Source organism: Oceanobacillus timonensis, from assembly GCF_900166635.1.
Lineage (GTDB): Bacteria > Bacillota > Bacilli > Bacillales > Amphibacillaceae > Oceanobacillus > Oceanobacillus timonensis.
The window spans coordinates 2,461,927-2,484,033 of record NZ_LT800497.1 but is presented as its reverse complement, the minus strand read 5'-3'; the positions used below and the strand labels follow the sequence as shown (position 1 = coordinate 2,484,033).

The following is a 22,107-nucleotide window of genomic DNA, read 5'->3' as shown; positions in this document are numbered from 1 at the left end:
TCCAAAGCACGTTTCCTTCCTTCTGTTCCAGACCGGTTCATTCAGATATTGCTTCATCTGAATCATTCCGGTCTAAAAGTTTTGGCAAATTTTCGTTCCACTTTTTCCCATGTCTTTTTTCCATCCTTTAGTGGCATGCCTTTTCAGGCCGTTCCTTTCTCGATTTCTTTAAACCGTCTTCCAAACGTCTGGTGACTCTTCACTTTTTCATTTTCACCTATGAAGTATATTTTTCTAGTTTCTTCATAATACATATTTGGTTTGACATTCTACCTATTGGTAGGTAGAATAAAGTTGTTTAATAAACAAAATGAAAGTGAGGAAATAAATATGCAATTTCAAAATAAAACGGTCATTATCACCGGCGGAGGTACCGGCATTGGCCGAAAAGCAGCAGCATTATTCTATAACGAAGGTGCCAATGTAATCATTAATGGCCGCAGAGAAGAGGTATTGAAAACAACAGCCACAGAGATTGATCCAACTGAACAAAAAGTAAGTTTTGTAGCAGGAGATATAAGTAACCCTGAAACGTCGAAAGAGTTAGTTAACAAAGCTGTTGAATTATTCGGTGGAGTTGATATACTGGTTAACAACACTGGAAAGTTTGTTCCAACTCCATTTACCGAATATACACCGGAAGATGTGCAATCTTATCTTGATGTCATTGTGAAAGGAACCATCTTCACTTCCCAAGCAGTTATTCCGGAAATGAAGAAACGTGGACAAGGTGTCATTATTAACACTGGTTCGATGTGGGCGCTTCAATCAGTAGAAGCAACCCCTTCCGCTGCTTATTCTGCAGCCATGGCTGGGAGACACGCGCTTACAAAAAATATGGCGGTGGAATTAGCTGCAGATAATATTCGAGTAAATGCGGTAGCTCCTGCTGTAGTGGAAACGCCAATTTATAATAATTTCCTTTCCGATGAGGAAGTTCCGGAAGTATTAGATTCATTTAATGAATTCCACCCTTTAAAACGAAATGGGCAACCAGAAGATGTTGCGAAGGCCATTTTATTTTTAGCAAGTGAATCAGCTTCCTGGATAACAGGAACGGTTATGCCTGTAGATGGCGGAGCGACAGCAAGGCTGCGTTAATATTAAAGGCAAAGGTGATTGAATGGCAAAAAAAGCAAATACGGAAACAAAAATTATTGAAACAGGAGAAGAACTGATTCAAGAAAGGGGCATAAATGGATTTAGTTTTGCTGATATCGCGAATATAGTAGGCATCAGAAAAGCTAGCATCCATTATTATTTCCCGACGAAAACAGATCTGGTAAAAAGTGTGTTAGAGCACTATATTAATCACTTTTTTACTGCTTTAGATAACCGATGCCGTCATCTTCGTTCGCTTGAAGAGGTTCTTACTGCGTATACAGAACAATTTAAAAGTAGTTTACAGGAAAATAACCAAGTATGTTTATGTTCGATGCTGTCCATGGAATCTTTTTCTTTGGATGATGAATTGCAGCAAGAGATTAATACATTTTTTAATAAAAATGTATGGTGGCTTCAAAATAAATTAGAGGAATTTCATATTCCGGAAGAACAGGCAAGTACGATGGCAAATCATCTATTTGTAGTGGTTCAAGGAGTACAGTTGATTACTCAAAGCTCCAGAGACATCTCTTATTTTGATTCCATCGTTTCTAAAGAGATTCATTCCATTATTTCACTTTAAGAAATGTTGGTGCCTCGTGGTGAAAAGGTATTGAACTTAACTAGTTAAAATGTGTCACAATGTACAGAAAATATCGTATTGATTAAAATAAGTTAAACTCAATAGTATCATAAAAAGATGATGTCTAAACGCTCATTATAGACATCATCTTTTCATTTAAATAATGAAAAAAAGTTAAAAGGTTTGTTCTATGAAGCATTTACAAGAATTGGGGAAATCTTTTTGCTATCGAATAATGCTAAAATGATAAAGTTCCAGAAAGAAGTGTACTATATGATTCATGAACTAGCGGTGGCTTCCAATTCTGAATTTATTCATTCTTCGCGTTACTTATATAGGAGTAACTTGGTGATGAGATTCAGCTAATCAGATAGAAATGATGAGCCTATAGAGCATTGGCTAAAAAGGTGTACTTATGAAGAGACAGATTGGGAGAAGAAGGTGTTTATTTTGGCGGATGAAAAGAACGATTCGGCACAAGGGTATATAGATAATCCAGAAAGACAAAAGCAATTGTATAAACGTACCTTGATTATTGTCGTTATTTCACAAATGTTTGGCGGGGCAGGATTAGCTGCCGGGATAACGGTAGGAGCACTGCTTGCTGAACAAATGCTTGGTACAGATGCTTTTGCAGGAGTTCCTGCTGCTTTATTCACTTTAGGATCAGCGGGAGCTGCATTGGTGGTAGGAAGACTTTCCAATCGCTTTGGAAGACGGATGGGTTTGGCGACAGGTTTTATAACGGGCGGACTTGGAGCAATAGGTGTAGTGCTTGCCGCTGTTTTAAATAGTGTGGTTTTATTATTTGCTGCTTTACTCATATATGGTGCAGGTACTGCAACCAACTTACAGGCACGTTATGCTGGTACAGATTTGGCAACGAATAAACAACGAGGTACTGCTGTAAGTATGGCGATGGTTGCTACAACTTTTGGTGCCGTTGCTGGCCCAAACTTAGTTGATGTGATGGGGGATTTTGCACGGTCTATTGGTGTGCCTGAATTAGCTGGGCCGTTTATTTTATCTGCAACCGCCTTTATATTGGCAGGTGTTTTCTTGTTTATCTTTTTACGTCCAGATCCATTCATGATTGCGTTAGAAATAAATGCAAATAAACTTCATAAGGAACAAGGTACTCGTACTCAACAGAATCTGATTCATAAAAAAGGAATGATCGTTGGGGCAATCATCATGGTACTGAGTCAAATTGTGATGATTGCCATTATGACAATGACTCCTATTCATATGGGAGATCATGGACATAGTCTACGAGCGATAGGACTCGTCATCGGTTTTCATGTCGGTGCAATGTACTTGCCATCACTCATTACAGGAGTACTTGTAGATAAGGTCGGCCGTACTGCGATGGCAGTTGCTTCTGGAGCCACATTGCTTCTTGCAGGAGTTGTAGCAGCCATTGCTCCTGGAAGCTCTTTATTTTTCATGACAGTGGCACTGATTTTGCTCGGGTTAGGATGGAATTTTGGCTTAATAAGCGGCACAGCTTTAATTGTTGATTCCACTGAGCCTGAAACGCGTGCGAAGACGCAAGGAACAGTGGATGTGTTTATTGCATTAGCTGGTGCGAGTGGCGGTGCTATGTCAGGAATGGTAGTTGCTGGGTCAAGTTACGAGATGTTGTCGCTTGTGGGCGGTGTTTTATCTTTGATACTTATTCCTATTGTGATTTGGTCTATCAAGGGGGAAAGAAACCGTTCAGAGAATAATATGAAATAAAAATGATCCATAACGATATAATTAGCTAATTTTTTTCAGGGGTAAGAGCTGCTTATTTTCTTAAAGATAAACAGCTTTTTATAAATAACTATCAGAAAAAATAAAAAAAGATTTCAGACTATCGAGATGCCCCTATGTTATAATATCCATAAATGAAGGATGGAAGAGATAGATGGATATAATTATAAATAATGTAAAAATGACTAAAAAAGGAGAAATATATGAACGGACTTAATGGAAAGAAAGTGGCTGTGGCTGCATCTCGTCAGGCAGAAGCAATCGATACGATGATTAGTAAACAAGGCGGAAACACAATGCAATTACCGATTCAAGGAGCATATCAGCTTAATGATTCGATTTGTGAAAACGATGTAAAAACGCTGATTGAAAACACATTTGACTTGATCATATTAACTACTGGAATAGGAGCAGAAACGCTAGAACAATCCGCACAGAAACTCAATATCCATCATAGCTTCATAGACAAACTAAAAAGCTCAAAACTCGCGATTCGCGGCAGTAAAACAACAAAGTGGATGAAACAGCATCAACTGACACCAAGCATTCTTTCTGCAGATGGCACAATGGAGAATTTGCTTGAATCGTTACCTCCTGCAAAACAGGATGAAGGAAAACAAATTTATTTGCAGACATATAATGAAGACGATGCGTATTTAAAAAGAAGTCTGGAGCAGCTTGGGTATGATGTTTATTTATCTAAGCCATATTCCTATAAAGAACCGGATCAACAGGTTTTATCGACACTGAAAGAAACAATCCTTCTTCAACATGTCGATGCTGTTGTTTTTACCAGTAAAACACAGGTGCGAAATCTATTTATGAAGGAGGATAAGGAGAAATTGGCGGAAGCCTTTAATCAAGGAGTTTTAGCAGCAGCGATAGGCAAGGTGACTGCGGCTGAATTAGAGAAGAATGGCGTTGACAACGTATTTCAGCCAATGAAACCTAAAATGGGAGCAATGGTTGTAGAACTAAATAAACAGTTCTCATAGAAAAGGCTACAAATATTTTTGCCGATGTCAGTTTTCGGTTAGTGTTATTCTAGCAATTATTGGTTTGATTACGTTACTTCCAGTTATTCGAAGGAAATTTATCGCAATAATACGTAATAAAAAATAAGGACATCTATAATGTTAATAGAATGAAGGTAAAGAGCAGCGGTTATTGCAGCCGTTGCTTTTTATTTATCCATTTTATCAACTTGTAATGTTGTATAAAAAAGCAGTTGCAATTACCTTTATACTAGTGTACTTTTCAAGTAGTACATGGATAGGAAATGGGAGAGCGAGAAAGGGGAAAAGAAATGAAACAGATTCGGATTGTTCTATTAGCAACGATACTGCTGCAAATACTGACTGGCTGTTCCATAGCCGAAGAGTTGTTCACTGAAGCAGAACAAGGCGACTTAGAAGTAGCTGTTAATCAAGATACAGGGGAAGGGGCGATGGAATTAGTCACCCCAACGATTACTACTGCAGATAATGAAATTGCAATTAAGGTCAATGGTATCGATGAGGATAAAACCACGTTTATTTCTGTAGCGAATGAGACCATCTTTGAAGATAAGATGGAGAATGACAAAGTATACACATTTAACATCGGTGATATCAACGATGCGCTTCGAACAGATTATGATTCAAAAATACAATTGATACAAACAAGTAATGACGAAGACTCTGGAGATATTACTGTCTTTAAACAAGTTCGATATACAGTGGAGCAAGAATAAAGAAAGAGCTGTTTTTAGTAAATAAATCGTTGCGTTTTACATATAACTAAAGTCTTGTTCGGCTTTAGAAAGTAAAAATAGTTTGATTTTTCAAATCTCGGGAATAGTTCTAAAACGAAGCCTTTATTTTGGAGGGGTTATTTTGAAGAAAATAGGTGTTGTTTTAGGACTATTTTTAATTTGTTTTGTGTTTGCAGCTTGCAATAATACAAATGAAACAGACTCTACGGATGCTACAGAATCAAACGATGCAGAGGGAGATGCTGTGTCTGATGATGCGGCAGAAAATAATGAAGAGGGAATCGAGCAGGATAACGAAGCAGAAGAACAGGATTATACGGAAGAGCAAGTCTCTAGAGATTACTTGATCTACGGTGAATGGCTGGAAGGGACGGATTTATTGCTTCACTTCACACGGACAACAGATGATTTGACACGCGAGGAGCGCTTACATCAATCTTTAATGGAAAGTGATTCTTCACAACGTAACCTGTTTTCTGCCACGACTAAATTTGAGGTCGACGGAACGCAAGCGAACTTATACTTTAATGAGGATGATGATTTAAGTATGGCGTCAACCGAATCTGCGCAATTTTGGGAAGTAATGAATGAGATTGGTTTTCGCTATGGATTAGATGCGTTTAACCTTTTGAATCAGGATGGAGAAAGAGGGCTGACTTTTGCTGAAAATCATTGGGAAGAGCCGATAGAAATAGAACAAGAGCCAAATCGAGGATATTATGTTATGAATCCAGAAAAAACGGAACAGGGGGAACACACTTATATAAGCGGAGCTGTTGCGGGAGAAGAAACGTATACGGATGATGAAGATTATTATTCTGGTATTTATGAAGGCTTAGAAATGGAAGAAGCAATGATTGATGGGAACCAAGCGACTGTTAAATACCGTATCGATGAGGGGACAGAAGCATCACAACAAGAACGTGAAGATTTTGAGCAAGTTCTTCAGTTAGCTGCGCTTGATTTTGAAGTCGAGGAACTTAAACTTGTGAACGAAACAGACCAGGTTATTTCCGTTTATCCATTGTTAGAGGAAACGGATGATAATACAAATGACGCTGCAGATAATGATAACTCATCTGAAGATGCATCAGATACAAGCGGACAAGAAGAAAATGCCAAGTTGACAGAAGAAGATGCTACAAGCAATGTATTTGATTATGTGGATGAGCATAAAGACGTTGATCGGGAAGATGTGAAAACCATGGTCCATGAAGATGAAGATGGGTATTTTACTGTTCAAGCATTTGTATATGCGGGAGAAGACGATGAGGTGCAGATGACAAATACGATAGGCTGGTATTTGGTAGATAAAGAGACGGGGAAAGTAGAGGAGAAGGAATTCGAATGAAGAAATAATTTATCGCAGTTTCACTGACATAAGTCACAAAAGCTACGTCCGCGATATCGCAGACGTAGCTTTTGTGTCTTTAATATTTCAGCAGGGGAGATTGGTTTATTTAGAACATTGTTATTAGCGCTTTTGCGAATTCTTCCGACTTTTGAATATAACCCAAATGCCCGCCAGGAATATTTATAATTTCTAAACCAAGCTGCTCAGAAATGTATTGGTTAACATCTTGCGGAAAAGAACCTTTTGAATCCAATCCATTTAATAAGACAATGCGGTCAATATATGGTTGGAAATCATCTAAAGTGATATCTGAACTTGTATATTGACGAATTTCATAACGGAACCAATTTAGCATTTCTTGTACTCTTTTAGAATCTCCATCTGTATCAGCAGGTTTTGACATACTCTTTGCATCTATAGGAGCCACATTTAATGCTGTAGCAAATTTTTTCATCGCTACATTCATATTTTGATGGAAGGCTGTTTGCACAATGTCTTCATTTTCTTCTTGCCATTTTTTCCTGTCCGGCAAAAAAGAATTGATTGGCGGTTCATGAAAGGCAATCTTTTTAACAATGTCAGGATGCTCTTTTAATACATGCATTGCGACGATAGAGCCTGAGCTGGAACCCAGAATATAGACTGGTTCATTGCTTAAATGTTTGGCTAAAGCAGCAATATCTTCCGCGTCACATTTTACGCGATACTGGTTATGAGGGTCCTCTGCATATTTAGGCAAAGGTTTCGTTAATTTACTTTGCCCATAACCTCGACGATCTACAGCAATGACAGTAAATTGGTCCTGTAATTGTTTTGCTAAAGGGATAAAAATATCCCCCGTTCCATTCGCACCTGGAATAAAGATTAAAATAGGTCCTTGTCCTATTGTTTCATAATGAATGTTTGCACCTTCCAATTCAATCATACTCAATTTATTTTGCTCCTTTCATACAGGGTTCCGTTTTCAGTAGCTTATCCTTTGATAATACGGTTAATCGTTACAATTTGCAATCTGTAAGAAATAATCCATCAAGAAAGATGGTTGAAAGATTGTAGATTTCATAATGATTATGCTAATAAGCTGCACACTATAGACGCCAAATGAATCCTTCCTCATAGTTGTATCCATAGTTATGTTCACTTAAAACAGAGACATAACTTTTTGTTTTTAATCTAATAAGGTATAAGACAATAAGAGAAGACATATACATGTATCAATCAATGAAATGAAGGAAGGTATATGTTTGTCACATATGAATGGATAAATTTTACTGTTGGTTTTATACCCTGGTAACTCATATAAAATGCGTTTTATTGAGACTCTATAGGTATTTCCTATTTTGTTATATAGACACCTAAAGTGGGGCACACAGCTTTAGGATATTCCCATTTTTTATACACGAAATAGAAAGTAGTTTAACAGTTTGAGAAAGGCGGGAAGTAAAATGGCTGAAGAATCAAAGGGGTCGAAGTTGTCACGCAGAAAATTTGTAAAGAATTCCAGTTATGTAGCGGGAGGTCTTATTGGCGGTGGTTTGATAGGTTCTGTGTTTGGCGTGAATTTTGGTGGTTCAGGATCGAAACAAGCTCCTGCACCTTCTGTGAAAGAAGCAGGGAATTTCAACCAAGCCTTAATGTATTTCACAAGGCATGCTGATTTTAATACGCTTGGTGCAGCAACGGAGCGTATATTTCCGGAAGATGATAATGGACCTGGTGCTTTAGCGCTTGGAGTCCCTTATTTTATTGATCATCAATTGGCAGGATCATATGGAAATAATGATAACGAATACATGCAAGGACCGTTTCGAACTGGAACTCCTTTTCAAGGGTATCAATCCGCATTAAAACGTCATGAAATTTTTATGCAAGGAATTCGCGCATTGGAGCAGGAAAGTCAAAAGAAACATGAAACGTCATTCACAGACTTGGAAGGAGAACAGCAAGATGAGATATTGCAGAAATTTGAAAATGATGAAGTGACATTAAAAGGGGTCGCCTCCTCTGCATTTTTCAATATGCTGCGATCTGCCACGCTTGCAGGCGCCTATGCTGATCCTTTATATGGCGGGAATGACGAGATGCGCGGTTGGAAAATGAAAGAGTACCCGGGCAGTCAAATGAGTTATAACGACAAAATTGAAGATGAAAAGTTTATAGAAATGGAACCAAAAGCATTAAACGATCATTTGTAATACGATGAGGAGGTTTTTTTAATGGCAAAAAAATTGGACAAAGTAGACGCAGTTACTGTTGGAGTCGGCTGGACCGGTGGTATTATTGCCGCAGAGCTGGCAAAGGAAGGGTATAAAGTAGTTGGGTTGGAACGGGGCAGTGACAGAGGAACAGAGGATTTTCAAATGATACATGATGAATATCGTTACGCTGTCCGGTATGGGCTGATGCAAGATACCTCAAAAGAAACCATCACATTTCGAAATAATCCTGATGAACATGCCCTGCCCATGAGACAATTAGGTTCCTTTCTTCTCGGAGAAGGAGTCGGAGGAGCTGGTGATCATTGGAATGGCCATACTTGGCGTTTCTTGCCATATGACTTGCAAATCAAATCAAAAACAGATGAGAAATATGGAAAGGACAAGCTTAGTGACGATTATACGTTACAAGACTGGGGAATCACTTATGAAGAGTTAGAGCCTTATTTTTACCAATTTGAACAAACCACCGGTATCAGCGGGGAAGAGAATCCAATGGGGGCTCCTCGAGAGAACGCTTATCCGACAGGGCCAATGAAAAGCTCTCCCATCCTGGATCGTTTTAAAAAAGCTGCGAAGAATTTAAAACTCCATCCCGTCCAGATGCCTTCCGCCAATTTATCTGAGGCGTATGAAAATCCGGATGGTGAAACAATCAATGCTTGTCAGTATTGTGGATTCTGTGAGCGGTTTGGTTGTGAATATGGGGCGAAATCCAGTCCTAATATTACTGTTCTTCCTACGGCAAAGAAAACGGGGAACTTTGAATTACGGCCAGATTCCAATGTTGTTGAGATTCTTCATAATGACGGGAAGGCAACTGGCGTCCGTTATGTCGATGTGCAAACAGGAGAAGAATTTGAACAACTCGCAGATGTTGTCATCTTGACCAGCTATGTATTAAATAATACGCGTTTGCTGCTCCAATCAGAAATTGGCGAACCATATAATCCCGAAACAGGAAAAGGCGTTATCGGCAAAAATTATTGCTACCAAATCGGCGCAGGTGCGACGGGCTTCTTTGAAAATGAGAAGTTTAACACTTTTATGGGGGCCGGCTCGCTTGGAGCTACCGTAGATGATTACAATGGAGATAATTTCGATCACAAAGATTTGGATTTTATTCATGGCGGTTCCTTATCAATTACACAAACAGGGCGCCGGCCAATTGAAAGCAACCCAGTTCCAAAGGGCACGGCATCATGGGGCAGGGAATTTAAAGAACAGTCATTACATTATTTCAACCGCTCCTTATCTGTCAGTGCACAAGGAGCTTCCATGCCGCATCGCAATAATTACTTAAGTTTGGATAAAAATTATAAAGATGCCTACGGTAATCCTTTATTGAAGTTAACATATGACTTTACCGAGCAGGATCGAAACTTACATCGCTATCTTTCGGAAAAAGCCGGAGATATCTTGAAAGAGATGGGTGCGGATAAAGTGGATGTGAGAGAAATCAGTGAACATTATGATATTGTTCCATATCAAACCACTCATAATACAGGCGGTGTCATTATGGGCGATGATCCAGATACTTCTGCAGTTAATAATTACTCGCAAATGTGGGATGTGGATAATTTGTTTGTTGTTGGTGCTTCTGCTTTTGCGCATAATGGCGGTTACAACCCTACTGGTACGGTTGGTGCACTAGCGTACCGTGCAGCGGAAGGGATTATTACATTTCTTGATGAGGGAGGCCAACTGGTCCAGACGAATAATAATAGCCAGCATGTTTAATGACAATCGATATAGAATGACTAGCAGCACGTATTCCATCATTCATTGGAATACGTGCTGCTAGTCATTTAAAGAGAAACAAACACATAGTTCTTTTTTCTTGATTTTTATTGCAAATGGCTATTTGCAAAGGAAATTGGAGCTACAGCCAACCCACTTTTCCTAAATAAATCAGATTATCTTGCAATTAAATGTTGACAATGATAATGAGAATCATTATCATTCAATTATGAGGTTTCTCTATCAAAATTTTTTACAATTTCTCAGCTTACTCATTGTGTTACCCCCAACCAAACATATAGAGACTTTAGAGACTTGATAGAGATTCCCTCAATTTTATAATAGAGTATACTACTTGGAGTGACAATAACATTCGGTGATAAACAGGCCATGTCCTATACATGGAATAATCCATTTCTGTTTTAGACATAGAACATAGCCCTCAACAGGGAGGGGGCATTCCATCTACATAACAGTACATTTGCTTAAAATGCCGCTCCATAAAAGAATCAGTTTACCATCATTGAGCAAAAAATCTCCGGCAAGAAGTGAAAAAGGGTGCTAAATAAATACATGAACGAAAGGCAGGTTGTTAAATAATGACAGAATGTAAAGACGTAACCATTATTGGAGGCGGTTCCGCTGGTTTATATGCAGCATTTTATAGCGGCATGCGAGATTTATCTGCACGTATTATCGAATTCAAGCCAAAACTCGGAGGCAAAATTCACATTTATCCGGAAAAGATAATTTGGGATGTAGGTGGTGTGACGCCGATCACAGGTGCACAATTGATGCATCAAATGGAAGCGCAAGCACGTACCTTTGATCCGGAAATTATTTGTAATGAGAAAGTAGAAAAACTTGAAAAGAATAAGGAGAACCTTTTTGTCGTAACGACCAATACAGGACAAGAATACTTTAGTCGAACCGTTATTTTGGCAACCGGTGGCGGTATTGTAGAGCCAATTAAATTAGATATAGCAGGAGCAGAACGTTTTGAAGTAAGTAATCTGCATTATACAATACAAAGCCTGGATGATTTCAAGGGCAAGAAAATTATCATTTCTGGTGGTGGAAATACCGCCTTTGACTGGGCAAATGCACTGGAACCTATTGTGGAGGAACTGTCATTAATTTATCGGGGTGACGCATTCAAAGCAATGGAAGCGCATATTGCTAGTCTGGAAGCATCCTCAGCCAACATTTATAAAAACACCGAGATTGAGAAGCTGATTGCCGATGGGGAGGATCATCGTATTACAGAAGTCTTGGCCCGAAATCAAAAAACCGGTGATGAAATGCGAATAGAAGCCGATGATTTAATTATTAATTATGGGTACGATCGAGAGTTGACATTTATTAAAGAGAGCGCATTACAAGTGGAACTGGAGCATGACTTCTTCGTAAAAGGATCTGCCAAAGCTCAAACCAATGTAACTGGATTGTATGCTGCTGGCGATATCTTATCTTTTGAAGGTAAAGTTGGTTTAATTGCTGGTGCTTATACGGATGCGGCAAATGCTGTGAATCAGGCAAAATTATATATTCAGCCTGATGCGTATGCAAAAGCAAGGGTATCTTCTCATAATGCTAAATTTGATGAAAAAAATAGAGAGCTGCTTTCTCATTTATACACTAAAAGCTAAGGAATGAATGGGATAAAAACCATATTCTAATAAAGCTTGACTTGCAAATGCGTTCTGCTACCATAATAGACAATCAAATGAATGCAATTTTCTTACGTATATGTTTTGATATGCAAATACTTCCTCTGTTCGTCTTTAGAAAAAGATGAAAGGGGGAATTTTTTTATCGAAAAAGAATAGGAACTCCACTTCTAGGAATAACGTATACGTTTGAAAATTGGCTTTTAGAAGGTAAAAGTGAATAATCATTAAGAGAAAGAAATATGGTTAATATGAAGAAAGAAGCAGAATGAGGTTTTATGCAATCACATGTGTTAGTGTACGAATAATTGGATATTACAACTGGATTCAGAGGAGCGATAATCGTGAAAAAGAACGAAATAAAGAAGACAGCTGCGCAGCAAATCGTAGCCGCTATACAAACACGCCTGAAAGGACGAACCAAACCTTTGGTGGTGGCCTTGGACGGAGGGAGTGGTGCAGGAAAATCGACGTTAGCCGCTGAAGTAGCTTCGCATGTAGGAGCTACCGTCATTCAGTGTGATGCGTTTTTTGATGCAACAATTACGGACGATGAATGGGATAGCTATACATTGGATTTGAAGTGTCGCAAGTGTATCGACTGGCAACGTATACGTACGGAAGCATTGTTACCACTTCTAGCAGGGCAGAATGTTCAATATCATCCTTTTTCCTTTTCTACTGAAAACGGCCTCTCATCATCCTGCATATCCAAAGAGCCTTCCGTGGTCATTATTCTTGATGGCATTTATAGCTCACTGCCTGAATTATCTGATGTGGTCGATTTTAAGATTCTAGTGGATCTGTTACCCGAAGTTCGCCGCCATAGACATAATATAAGAGAGGGTAATGAAGATTCGGATTGGCATATGAGATGGGATCCAGTAGAGGATTACTATTTCTCTGTATTGTGTCCGCCGTCATCTTATGATTTAACTGTGACTAATCCGTAATTTATCGTTTAGAAGAGTGAAAAAGGTTAAAAAGAATTATCGTACGCTCGATAATGAAAAATAATTTACAAAATGAAAAAGTATTTCTATTTTTTCATTTTGTTTACAATTATATTAAAAATGTTTATATCGATAGAATTCAAGTTTATAAGTTAAATCGGCGGGTAAAGGGTAACTATCACAATGGAAAGGAAGGTGTTATTATTAAGTCTATTTTTTCGATTATGATTGCTTTGGCTGGATTCGTTCTCTTCGCAGGGGTGGCCTCTGCTGAAAAGCAATATGAGGTGCAGCCAGGAGATAACGTATACCGTATCGCACAGAACTACCAAGTAGATGCCAATGCTATCATTGCAGCAAATCCATCCATTTCAGATTCTGCTTCTATTGAAGCCGGGCAAACAATAAAAATACCGGATGAAGATGGAACTCCTTTTACAGTAACAGCTTATACAGCTGGAGAAGAATCTACTGGTAAAGAACCTGGTGATCCCGGCTATGGAATAACAGCATCCGGTGAAGAGGTAGAGGAAGGAAACACTGTTGCATGTCCAGAGTCTCTTCTTTTTGGTACGAAAATACATATCCCGGAGTTGGATGAAACTTACGTATGTGAAGACCGCGGGAGTGCTATTACAAATGGCCATTTAGATATTTATAAGGAAGATTTGGATGATGCACTGGAATTTGGAGTGCAAGAGCTTCAAGGGAAAGTTTGGACATATTAAGGTTAAGAACTAGCTTATTGATTTATTGAGCATGAATAACCTTACCGTAATTTACAATAAAAGAAAGCAACCACCTATGGATTACATATAGGTTGGTTGCTTTCTTTGTGTGTGCTGTCTTGTTAAATTGCCCATCCATTCTGTTATGTAGACTATTCTATACATTATCACGGAAAATGGTAAATTTACATAAGTGTCTTTTTGAATTTATCAATATAATCCCTTGCCTTATCGGGACTTAGTCCACTATAATCCTGCACGTATGTAACAGCTTTATGCTCGTCTTCAGGATTTTGGAGCAAATCCTTTAAATGTTGTACAATTTCCGGGTCTTCTAATTTTTGATATGGAGATGCAGCATTATCTACATATCTTTTCAATTCAAAGAAACCCATTCCGGTTTCTTTTCGCACATATTTCATTATCTTTATAAATTTTAGGGGGGATGCATTGTTTTCGTCGTTATCGAACATCGTCTGAGCTTCTAAAAGAACTTCAAAAGGATCTCGTCGTGTTTGTGATGGGTCAAATTTATTTCTTTTACGTAAAAATATTAAATATAGAATTCCAATGATAATAATTACGATTAAAAGGATTTGCATAATCAGCATAATTTGACTCTCCTTGGAGATAGTTTTATATTATCATAGCATAAAGCGCAGTTACCTTCTAGTCATATATAAACGTTTCAAAACGAAGGAAAGAAAAAATAAAAGAGCTAACTTTACTATATGCAATGAACAAGAAATCCTGCCTGGGAGCGCCTATTGAACTAAATGATGCACTTGGGTTGGCATAGACTTTTAAATAAGCCTTCTTATCATTATATTTGCTGGATTGTGTAAGTTTGAAACAAGAGAATGCTATTTTGGTAAGTCTTTGTAGTCGGCGTCGGTTTCAGAAGTCGACTTTGCAAACAATACCTTTGGATGTTGCAGATGATTTTGATATGATATACGATGTTAATGTTTTTACCATTATCTATCATCAAACATGGAAAAATGTTAAAAAATACACAAATAGACGCAGGAGTGAACAGATATGCTACAACATTTCTCTAATGGTTATGTCGCAAAAACACTATTTCAAAGCAGCATACCAAAGGTACAAGGTGATGACCAGGCTGCAACGCAATTTAAAGAAGGTTTTAAATTATCCAAAAGGGTAATGAAGTTTGCAGGCCTTCTTGAAATGATTGGTTCCATATTTTTATTTATATCAATAATATCCAAATCAGGGAAAAAATTTGCAAGAATTGGTGCGCTGATGATCAATATTGTTCTTGGCGGCGCTATTTTTAAACACCTTGAAGCCGGACATGGCGTAGACGGCTCCAAAAAGGCATTAAAATTGTGCGGTTTAAATACGCTTAATTTTATAGAAACCTTGCGTAAATAACTTTTTCATAAGGAAGCAGAAGTCACCTACTTAAACGAAATAAGTGGGTGACTTTTGTGATTTCTATTTATTATATTTTATAAGGTAAGCTTCTATTCATTATGCTACTTGTATATTGGTGCTATTCTTTGTTTTCAATATTTGGTTCATGAGGTAAGTCTATTTCAATTAATGTTTCTAGATTTTCTCAGATCAATCATTGTTTGATTACAAGTCTTGATACATAGAATAGCATTTATCTTCTTACGTTTAATAACCATGCTAAAGGGTATCGTTTAAATAGAAAATGTTTACAAATGAAAGAGAGGAGGTTTTAATTTGAACTCAGCTTTAGAAATTATGCGTGTTTTATTACCTCTTGTACTCGTGTGTGGGATTGCAATATTTGTAGTTATGCGAATGAAACATAAATATGAAAAAGGTACTCTAGGTAAGAAAAAATCAAAAGGAGCTCAACAGTTATTAGATAGCCTAATACCACTTGGAATGACAGCTGGTTGTGCCTTTGCTATTATTTTCAGCGCGATTTTTCCAATTTCCTTACTATCTATTTTCGGTTTGGGAGCTGGAACAGGTTTATTACTCGGCTATGTTGCTTATGAAATTTACAGTAAAAAGCCAGAAGTTCATTCATAATTAACTGACTTATAGAAATGGTCACTTTAATATAAATAATAAGAACTTCTTCATGATGGGAAGTTCTTATTTTTCCATGAAATTGAAATGTAAGGGAGGCTGTGAAATACTTTTATATCATTGAACTTTATACATAAATTGCAGAAAATTATCATAAAAGTGATTGACCATGGATCAACAAGCAGTAGCTAAGCTTTTAGTTTTTTTATTGTCTAGGAAATTATAAAATTCTCTAGCTGTGGATAACTTTTATGTTAAACTTTTATTAACTCACTGGAGGGGTAGAGATATGAGAAAGGGAAGCGGAGTTATTAAAGAAATCTTAAAAGACCATTTTGCTGGATTTTGGGAGTTCCATGCTGATCGTTTTCCGAAAACTTATCGTGAACATATAAAAGAAACGGTAGAAAAAACAATTCGTTGCGGGACACGTGATTTAGGATATGCTCGCTATGAGTGTTTAGGATGTGAAGGGGATCCTTCTCCTAAATTCGTGTGTTTTACTTGTAAAAGCAGACTATGCCACCGTTGTGGGAAAAAGTATACGGATGACTGGTCAGACAAACAACAGGAAATGATATTTAATGTTACGCATCGCCATATGGTCTTTACACTTCCACGAGAGTTAAGAAACATATTTTACAATGACCGAAAAAAATTAAATGAATTAAGTAAACAGGTAGCCGAAGTATTTCAGTACCATAATAAAAAGAAAGGTAAGAAAAGAGGCTTCCGTTCAGGGATTATTACGGTTATTCATACGTTTGGAAGAGATTTAAAGTTTAATCCTCACATACATGCATTGGTGACAGAAGGTGCGTTAGATAATCAAAATGAATGGGTTAATAATGGATATGTTCCTTATGATTTTTTAAGAAAGTCCTGGCAAAAAGTTGTCTTAGATTTGTTGAAGAAGTGGTTTCCTGCAACACCGAAAATCATAGAACTTATTAATGAGTTATATCAAAGGTATCCGAAAGGCTTTTATGTCAATGCAGAGAAGAAAATGAACAATGCCAAGCGTGTAGCCAAGTATATCGGCAGATATTTAGCTCGACCAGCTATCGCCGAATATCGTATTGAATCTTATGATGGGGAAACAGTTCATTACTGGTATGAGGATCATAAAACAGGAAAACGTGTAGATAAAAAGGTTCCAGTGTACAGGTTCTTATTTGAAATATTACAACACATTCCACCAAAGCATTTTCGAATGGTTGGGAGGTATGGACTGTATAGTAGAAGGGCTCATCGTAAAGCGCAACAAATATTGAGTTTATATGCGTTCATGAGAACGAAGCAGATTTCGTTTCTTTTGGAAGCAAAACGTAAGAAAAAAACATACCGTCAACGTATGATAGAATCATTTGAACAGGACCCTTTGGAATGTCCGTGTTGCCGTAAACAGATGGAGCTCATTGGAATATGGCATGCTGACTATGGGTGGATTTATCATTACATGGAGGATGTAGAGAAAGAAAGAAGGAGGAGATACGGAATTGACAAACCCAAAAGAGCCGGATAAATCAGATGAATTTTTTCCAGACTGGCTGGACGAAGAGGATCCTTTTGGCTTAAAAGAAGAAATGAAGATCATATTATTTCAATGTTTAGATTGCCATGGAACCGATGAAGTCCCGGAGTATATCATTGGTGAATTTAGTGTGGATAAAAATAATAGGGATGAAGTAGAACTTCATTGTCCGCATTGTAATGGCACTATGATTGAAGCGAAAAACGTCCCAAGTGATTAGCATCTACTTGGGACGTGATTTAGTCGCGTTAGCGATTTTGTTCNTTGTCTAGGAAATTATAAAATTCTCTAGCTGTGGATAACTTTTATGTTAAACTTTTATTAACTCACTGGAGGGGTAGAGATATGAGAAAGGGAAGCGGAGTTATTAAAGAAATCTTAAAAGACCATTTTGCTGGATTTTGGGAGTTCCATGCTGATCGTTTTCCGAAAACGTATCGTGAACATATAAAAGAAACGGTAGAAAAAACAATTCGCTGTGGGACACGTGATTTAGGGTATGCTCGTTATGAGTGTTTAGGATGTGAAGGGGATCCTTCTCCTAAATTCGTGTGTTTTACTTGTAAAAGCAGACTATGCCACCGTTGTGGGAAAAAGTATACGGATGACTGGTCAGACAAACAACAGGAAATGATATTTAATGTTACGCATCGCCATATGGTCTTTACACTTCCACGAGAGTTAAGAAACATATTTTACAATGACCGAAAAAAATTAAATGAATTAAGTAAACAGGTAGCCGAAGTATTTCAGTACCATAATAAAAAGAAAGGTAAGAAAAGAGGCTTCCGTTCAGGGATTATTACGGTTATTCATACGTTTGGAAGAGATTTAAAGTTTAATCCTCACATACATGCATTGGTGACAGAAGGTGCGTTAGATAATCAAAATGAATGGGTTAATAATGGATATGTTCCTTATGATTTTTTAAGAAAGTCCTGGCAAAAAGTTGTCTTAGATTTGTTGAAGAAGTGGTTTCCTGCAACACCGAAAATCATAGAACTTATTAATGAGTTATATCAAAGGTATCCGAAAGGCTTTTATGTCAATGCAGAGAAGAAAATGAACAATGCCAAGCGTGTAGCCAAGTATATCGGCAGATATTTAGCTCGACCAGCTATCGCCGAATATCGTATTGAATCTTATGATGGGGAAACAGTTCATTACTGGTATGAGGATCATAAAACAGGAAAACGTGTAGATAAAAAGGTTCCAGTGTACAGGTTCTTATTTGAAATATTACAACACATTCCACCAAAGCATTTTCGAATGGTTGGGAGGTATGGACTGTATAGTAGAAGGGCTCATCGTAAAGCACAACAAATATTGAGTTTATATGCGTTCATGAGAACGAAGCAGATTTCGTTTCTTTTGGAAGCAAAACGTAAGAAAAAAACATACCGTCAACGTATGATAGAATCATTTGAACAGGACCCTTTGGAATGTCCGTGTTGCCGTAAACAGATGGAGCTCATTGGAATATGGCATGCTGACTATGGGTGGATTTATCATTACATGGAGGATGTAGAGAAAGAAAGAAGGAGGAGATACGGAATTGACAAACCCAAAAGAGCCGGATAAATCAGATGAATTTTTTCCAGACTGGCTGGACGAAGAGGATCCTTTTGGCTTAAAAGAAGAAATGAAGATCATATTATTTCAATGTTTAGATTGCCATGGAACCGATGAAGTCCCGGAGTATATCATTGGTGAATTTAGTGTGGATAAAAATAATAGGGATGAAGTAGAACTTCATTGTCCGCATTGTAATGGCACTATGATTGAAGCGAAAAACGTCCCAAGTGATTAGCATCTACTTGGGACGTGATTTAGTCGCGTTAGCGATTTTGTTCTATGTCAATTATTACTTGGAAGAACATCTTATGAGATCAGCAGCAGCGTTAATGAAATAAATCAAAACGAAGCAAATGAACGCAACAGAGAGAAAAATTCTGCTTATACTACTGTAACTTTTTAGAGGGGGGAGAATTACTATCGAACGATTAAAAGAAGTGAATATTTTAAAAGAAAAGAAAATAGTCATATGGTTGAATATCTGGTCGCTCATTATCTTTATCCTGGTTTTTACTTTAGGAATATTTATTTTACCAGCAGGTGCAGCGGAAATTACGATTCTTAATCTTATATTATTTTTAGTCAGTATGTTTGTGCTGTTCTGTTTTCACGAATTAATCCATGGGACGTTCTTTAAACTGTTTGCACCTGGATCTAAAGTGAAATACGGAATGAAGAGCGGTATGCTTTACGCTGCAAATCCAGGAAACACTTATGGGAAATTGCCTTTTATAGTGATTTGCATAATGCCTTTTATCATTATTACTTGCTTACTGACAATAGCTTCTCTGTTTCCAATTAATGCTTATGCTTTGTATTTATTATTCGCTGTTCACACAGCAGGTTGTGTCGGCGATTTCTATTTTATCGGGTTACTTAATAAGCCTAGTTTAAAAATAAAAACATTATCGTAGAGGACACCTCCGAAGGCATCAATATTTATCATAATTAGCCGAGAGGGCTTCTAACTTCAATGTAATCAACACCACAACGTTGCTGATTACAGCTATTCCGTCATTGTAAAGGGTTAAGCAATTTTATTTAGTTTTTCTAAAGTCACAATGATCTGAAATGATACGCCGTTTTAATAACGTATTTATGAAGGAAAGGGCAATCTAATTTGGATTGCCCTTTGATTTTCTGAAATTTATTTATACATTGGTACTTGTTGTAGATGTTTTGAAGCTTTTAAAATATGCTTAGGTGGAAACAATCTCTTTTTTCGTTCGTTCCAATTATGAATGGCTTGAATAAGGTCTTCATCTGAATTCGGTTTGTTTTTTTTAAGAACCCAATGAACGGTTGCAAGTAATTCCAGCCCATAGGGTGTTTCAAAACCATGAATGACTTCATTTACTTTTTCGAGCCGTTTCATATTATCTGGATCATTTTTTAAAAAGGCATACGCATTTTTTCCAGCGGAATGTATTAAATATATTTCCGACTCTGTATTACGATCCCCATATCCACGAATAAAATGACCTTCTAATCGTTGTAAGACAAAATTCAAATTTTCTGCGTAAGGTCCATATTTATTCTTTTCAAAATTAAGCTTAAGGGGTTCCCCGGATTCTTGAAGAAAATAAGCAATTTTTTGTACTTCTAATAATGATAATCGGTACCCTGTACCTTTATAGTTATCTAATGAAGCTAATAATAAAGCTCTTGATGTTGTCATCCGCGGTTTCTTCGTTCCAACTTTCATATCAGCTGGTTTTGGACTGCCTGCTGGTTCATAAACATGTACGGTTACGGATGAGTTTGCAAATGTTTCTTCAATTAATGCCTTAACTTTATCCCAGCTTAACCCTCCATTTCCACAACCAAGTGGTGGAATTGCAATGGATTGAATATTGTATTCATCAATTACTTTTACAAGATCTTGTAGACCTTCCGTAATATAATGCATTTTCGATTTTTCTTTCCAATGCTGTTTCGTCGGAAAGTTAATAATATATTTTGGTCCAATTCCATCTAGTGTTCTGTTAGGTACAACATGCATTTGACCTGTTTTTATTTCATTATTTCTACATGCTCTTGCATATTCCCGGAAAACGTCAGGAAATCCCTGTTTAAATTGTAAAGCAATTCCTTTTCCCATTACGCCAACAGTATTGACCGTATTAACAAGTGCTTCTGAAGTATCTTCTAATAAATTTCCTTTTTTATATTCAATCATCTTATTCACCTCTTAATAATAAAAAGATGGTCTAGTGAGTACTTGCATATCTACATTATATTCTTTCAGTATTTCATTTACTTTATGCTTCATATCATTGTTGCGCACACCAATACCCAAAAATAAATCCAATTCTGCAGAATGATATACTAAGAATTCAGCTTGGCGCCTTCTTTTTCTATCAGGATCTTCATTTGTGTCATTCCAGTATCGGCTTTTCAAGACATCCCAATCAAGCTCTTTTAAATCATTTAAATCGTTATAAAACTCTGTAATGAACATAATAGCATGACCATCCGTAAAGACAAATTCTTTTTCACGATTGACAATGTTGTCTATGCTCGTGACTAAATAAATGATATCATCTTGTGTTCCTTGGAATCCTTCGACACGTCCATTACTTAAAGCATATAGCATTGGAGATCGAGGTGCAAAATAAAAAGGAACATAGTCATGTAGTACACCATATGGGTACACGTCGACTTTCTTTGTAATCCGTCGATATTGAATAGACTGGTGAGCAATATCACTATAAGGCATTTGCTTCGAGGATACAAAAGAATGAGTTGCCAAGTGTCCTTTAACCAAAATGGACGGTAGATTTCGATAATCTGTTATATGATATAACAATTTAGATTCCATAGATTCACTTCCAGAAATTAAAAATAGCAGTGTTAAGATAAAATAACTTTCTATATTTATTATATCACATGATACAACTACAAAAATGCTCGAATATACGTTTATAAAAACAATTGTGGATTTCCCTGATTTTCAAGAAGCAGTTTTGAGATCTCTTTCAAATTTTGTGACCTACATTGCAATAGAAAATAAAGAACATTTTGCTTCCTATGATGATCCGATTTTTAAGCAAATGAAATTATTCAAATGAAAAAAGCTATTTTATAGATACATAGTTACAAAAA

The 22,107-nt window shown here is 37.1% G+C and carries 22 protein-coding genes; 18 read left to right on the top strand and 4 right to left on the bottom strand.

The features are described from left to right. Positions 1 to 330 precede the first annotated feature (330 nt). The 6 genes from B7E05_RS12125 (at position 331) to B7E05_RS12100 (ending at position 6,549) form a co-directional block, all read left to right on the top strand. Positions 331 to 1,101 carry an SDR family NAD(P)-dependent oxidoreductase gene (locus B7E05_RS12125; protein WP_080876293.1) on the top strand — a complete coding sequence of 257 codons (771 nt, stop codon included), beginning with the start codon at positions 331 to 333 and terminating at the stop codon, positions 1,099 to 1,101. Positions 1,102 to 1,123: 22 nt separating this feature from the next. Continuing rightward, positions 1,124 to 1,687: a TetR/AcrR family transcriptional regulator gene (locus B7E05_RS12120; RefSeq protein ID WP_080874447.1), complete on the top strand. Its 564-nt coding sequence runs from the start codon at positions 1,124 to 1,126 to the stop codon at positions 1,685 to 1,687. A gap of 450 nt (positions 1,688 to 2,137) precedes the next feature. Beyond that, positions 2,138 to 3,427: an MFS transporter gene (locus tag B7E05_RS12115; protein ID WP_245833081.1), complete on the top strand. Its 1,290-nt coding sequence runs from the start codon at positions 2,138 to 2,140 to the stop codon at positions 3,425 to 3,427. A gap of 221 nt (positions 3,428 to 3,648) precedes the next feature. Further along, complete coding sequence (locus tag B7E05_RS12110; RefSeq protein WP_080874446.1) at positions 3,649 to 4,440, top strand: uroporphyrinogen-III synthase; 792 nt, start codon at positions 3,649 to 3,651, stop codon at positions 4,438 to 4,440. Between the two features lie 311 nt (positions 4,441 to 4,751). Next, a complete protein-coding gene (locus B7E05_RS12105; protein ID WP_080874445.1) occupies positions 4,752 to 5,177 on the top strand; it encodes a hypothetical protein in 426 nt (141 codons plus the stop codon). A gap of 142 nt (positions 5,178 to 5,319) precedes the next feature. Further along, on the top strand, positions 5,320 to 6,549 hold the full coding sequence (locus tag B7E05_RS12100; RefSeq protein WP_080874444.1) for a hypothetical protein: 1,230 nt from the start codon (positions 5,320 to 5,322) through the stop codon (positions 6,547 to 6,549). Between the two features lie 109 nt (positions 6,550 to 6,658). Here B7E05_RS12100 and B7E05_RS12095 read toward each other — a convergent pair whose 3' ends face one another. Continuing rightward, positions 6,659 to 7,483, bottom strand: coding sequence for an alpha/beta hydrolase (locus B7E05_RS12095; RefSeq protein WP_080874443.1), 825 nt, complete (start codon positions 7,481 to 7,483; stop codon positions 6,659 to 6,661). A 514-nt stretch (positions 7,484 to 7,997) separates the two neighbouring features. On the opposite strand from B7E05_RS12095, the gene B7E05_RS12090 reads away from it, so the two are divergent. From B7E05_RS12090 to B7E05_RS12070, 5 genes are all read left to right on the top strand, one after another. Beyond that, positions 7,998 to 8,747 (top strand): gluconate 2-dehydrogenase subunit 3 family protein, encoded by a 750-nt coding sequence (locus tag B7E05_RS12090; RefSeq protein ID WP_080874442.1) that lies wholly within the window; start codon positions 7,998 to 8,000, stop codon positions 8,745 to 8,747. A 21-nt stretch (positions 8,748 to 8,768) separates the two neighbouring features. Further along, positions 8,769 to 10,508 carry a GMC family oxidoreductase gene (locus tag B7E05_RS12085; RefSeq protein ID WP_080874441.1) on the top strand — a complete coding sequence of 580 codons (1,740 nt, stop codon included), beginning with the start codon at positions 8,769 to 8,771 and terminating at the stop codon, positions 10,506 to 10,508. 599 nt (positions 10,509 to 11,107) lie between these two features. Continuing rightward, on the top strand, positions 11,108 to 12,157 hold the full coding sequence (locus B7E05_RS12080; RefSeq protein ID WP_080874440.1) for an NAD(P)/FAD-dependent oxidoreductase: 1,050 nt from the start codon (positions 11,108 to 11,110) through the stop codon (positions 12,155 to 12,157). A 365-nt stretch (positions 12,158 to 12,522) separates the two neighbouring features. Next, positions 12,523 to 13,131, top strand: a complete 609-nt coding sequence (locus B7E05_RS12075; RefSeq protein ID WP_179134530.1) for a uridine kinase family protein — start codon at positions 12,523 to 12,525, stop codon at positions 13,129 to 13,131. 53 nt (positions 13,132 to 13,184) lie between these two features. Beyond that, positions 13,185 to 13,859: a LysM peptidoglycan-binding domain-containing protein gene (locus B7E05_RS12070; protein ID WP_245833079.1), complete on the top strand. Its 675-nt coding sequence runs from the start codon at positions 13,185 to 13,187 to the stop codon at positions 13,857 to 13,859. 185 nt (positions 13,860 to 14,044) lie between these two features. Here B7E05_RS12070 and B7E05_RS12065 read toward each other — a convergent pair whose 3' ends face one another. Continuing rightward, a complete protein-coding gene (locus B7E05_RS12065) occupies positions 14,045 to 14,470 on the bottom strand; it encodes a hypothetical protein (protein WP_080874438.1) in 426 nt (141 codons plus the stop codon). A 430-nt stretch (positions 14,471 to 14,900) separates the two neighbouring features. Here B7E05_RS12065 and B7E05_RS12060 point away from each other — a divergent pair, with 430 nt between their 5' ends. From B7E05_RS12060 to B7E05_RS12030, 7 genes are all read left to right on the top strand, one after another. Further along, positions 14,901 to 15,257, top strand: a complete 357-nt coding sequence (locus B7E05_RS12060) for a DoxX family protein (protein ID WP_080874437.1) — start codon at positions 14,901 to 14,903, stop codon at positions 15,255 to 15,257. Between the two features lie 339 nt (positions 15,258 to 15,596). After that, complete coding sequence (locus B7E05_RS12055; RefSeq protein ID WP_080876290.1) at positions 15,597 to 15,893, top strand: hypothetical protein; 297 nt, start codon at positions 15,597 to 15,599, stop codon at positions 15,891 to 15,893. Between the two features lie 289 nt (positions 15,894 to 16,182). Continuing rightward, positions 16,183 to 17,418, top strand: coding sequence for an IS91 family transposase (locus tag B7E05_RS12050; RefSeq protein WP_080872281.1), 1,236 nt, complete (start codon positions 16,183 to 16,185; stop codon positions 17,416 to 17,418). After that, a complete protein-coding gene (locus B7E05_RS12045; RefSeq protein ID WP_245832918.1) occupies positions 17,393 to 17,647 on the top strand; it encodes a hypothetical protein in 255 nt (84 codons plus the stop codon). The genes B7E05_RS12050 and B7E05_RS12045 overlap by 26 nt, the downstream gene beginning before the upstream one ends. 125 nt (positions 17,648 to 17,772) lie before the next feature. Next, the gene (locus B7E05_RS12040) at positions 17,773 to 19,008 is read left to right on the top strand and encodes an IS91 family transposase (RefSeq protein WP_080872281.1); all 1,236 of its coding nucleotides are present in this window, start codon (positions 17,773 to 17,775) and stop codon (positions 19,006 to 19,008) included. Further along, entirely contained in the window at positions 18,983 to 19,237 is a 255-nt protein-coding gene (locus tag B7E05_RS12035; RefSeq protein WP_245832918.1) for a hypothetical protein, read from the top strand. Before B7E05_RS12040 ends, B7E05_RS12035 begins: the two co-directional genes overlap by 26 nt. A gap of 202 nt (positions 19,238 to 19,439) precedes the next feature. Beyond that, positions 19,440 to 19,916, top strand: a complete 477-nt coding sequence (locus tag B7E05_RS12030) for a DUF3267 domain-containing protein (RefSeq protein ID WP_080874436.1) — start codon at positions 19,440 to 19,442, stop codon at positions 19,914 to 19,916. A 233-nt stretch (positions 19,917 to 20,149) separates the two neighbouring features. Here B7E05_RS12030 and darG read toward each other — a convergent pair whose 3' ends face one another. Both darG and darT read right to left on the bottom strand, forming a co-directional pair. Further along, positions 20,150 to 21,181, bottom strand: coding sequence for a type II toxin-antitoxin system antitoxin DNA ADP-ribosyl glycohydrolase DarG (gene darG, locus B7E05_RS12025; RefSeq protein ID WP_080874435.1), 1,032 nt, complete (start codon positions 21,179 to 21,181; stop codon positions 20,150 to 20,152). Positions 21,182 to 21,193: 12 nt separating this feature from the next. Beyond that, a complete protein-coding gene (gene darT, locus B7E05_RS12020; RefSeq protein ID WP_080874434.1) occupies positions 21,194 to 21,823 on the bottom strand; it encodes a type II toxin-antitoxin system toxin DNA ADP-ribosyl transferase DarT in 630 nt (209 codons plus the stop codon). Positions 21,824 to 22,107: the final 284 nt, after the last annotated feature.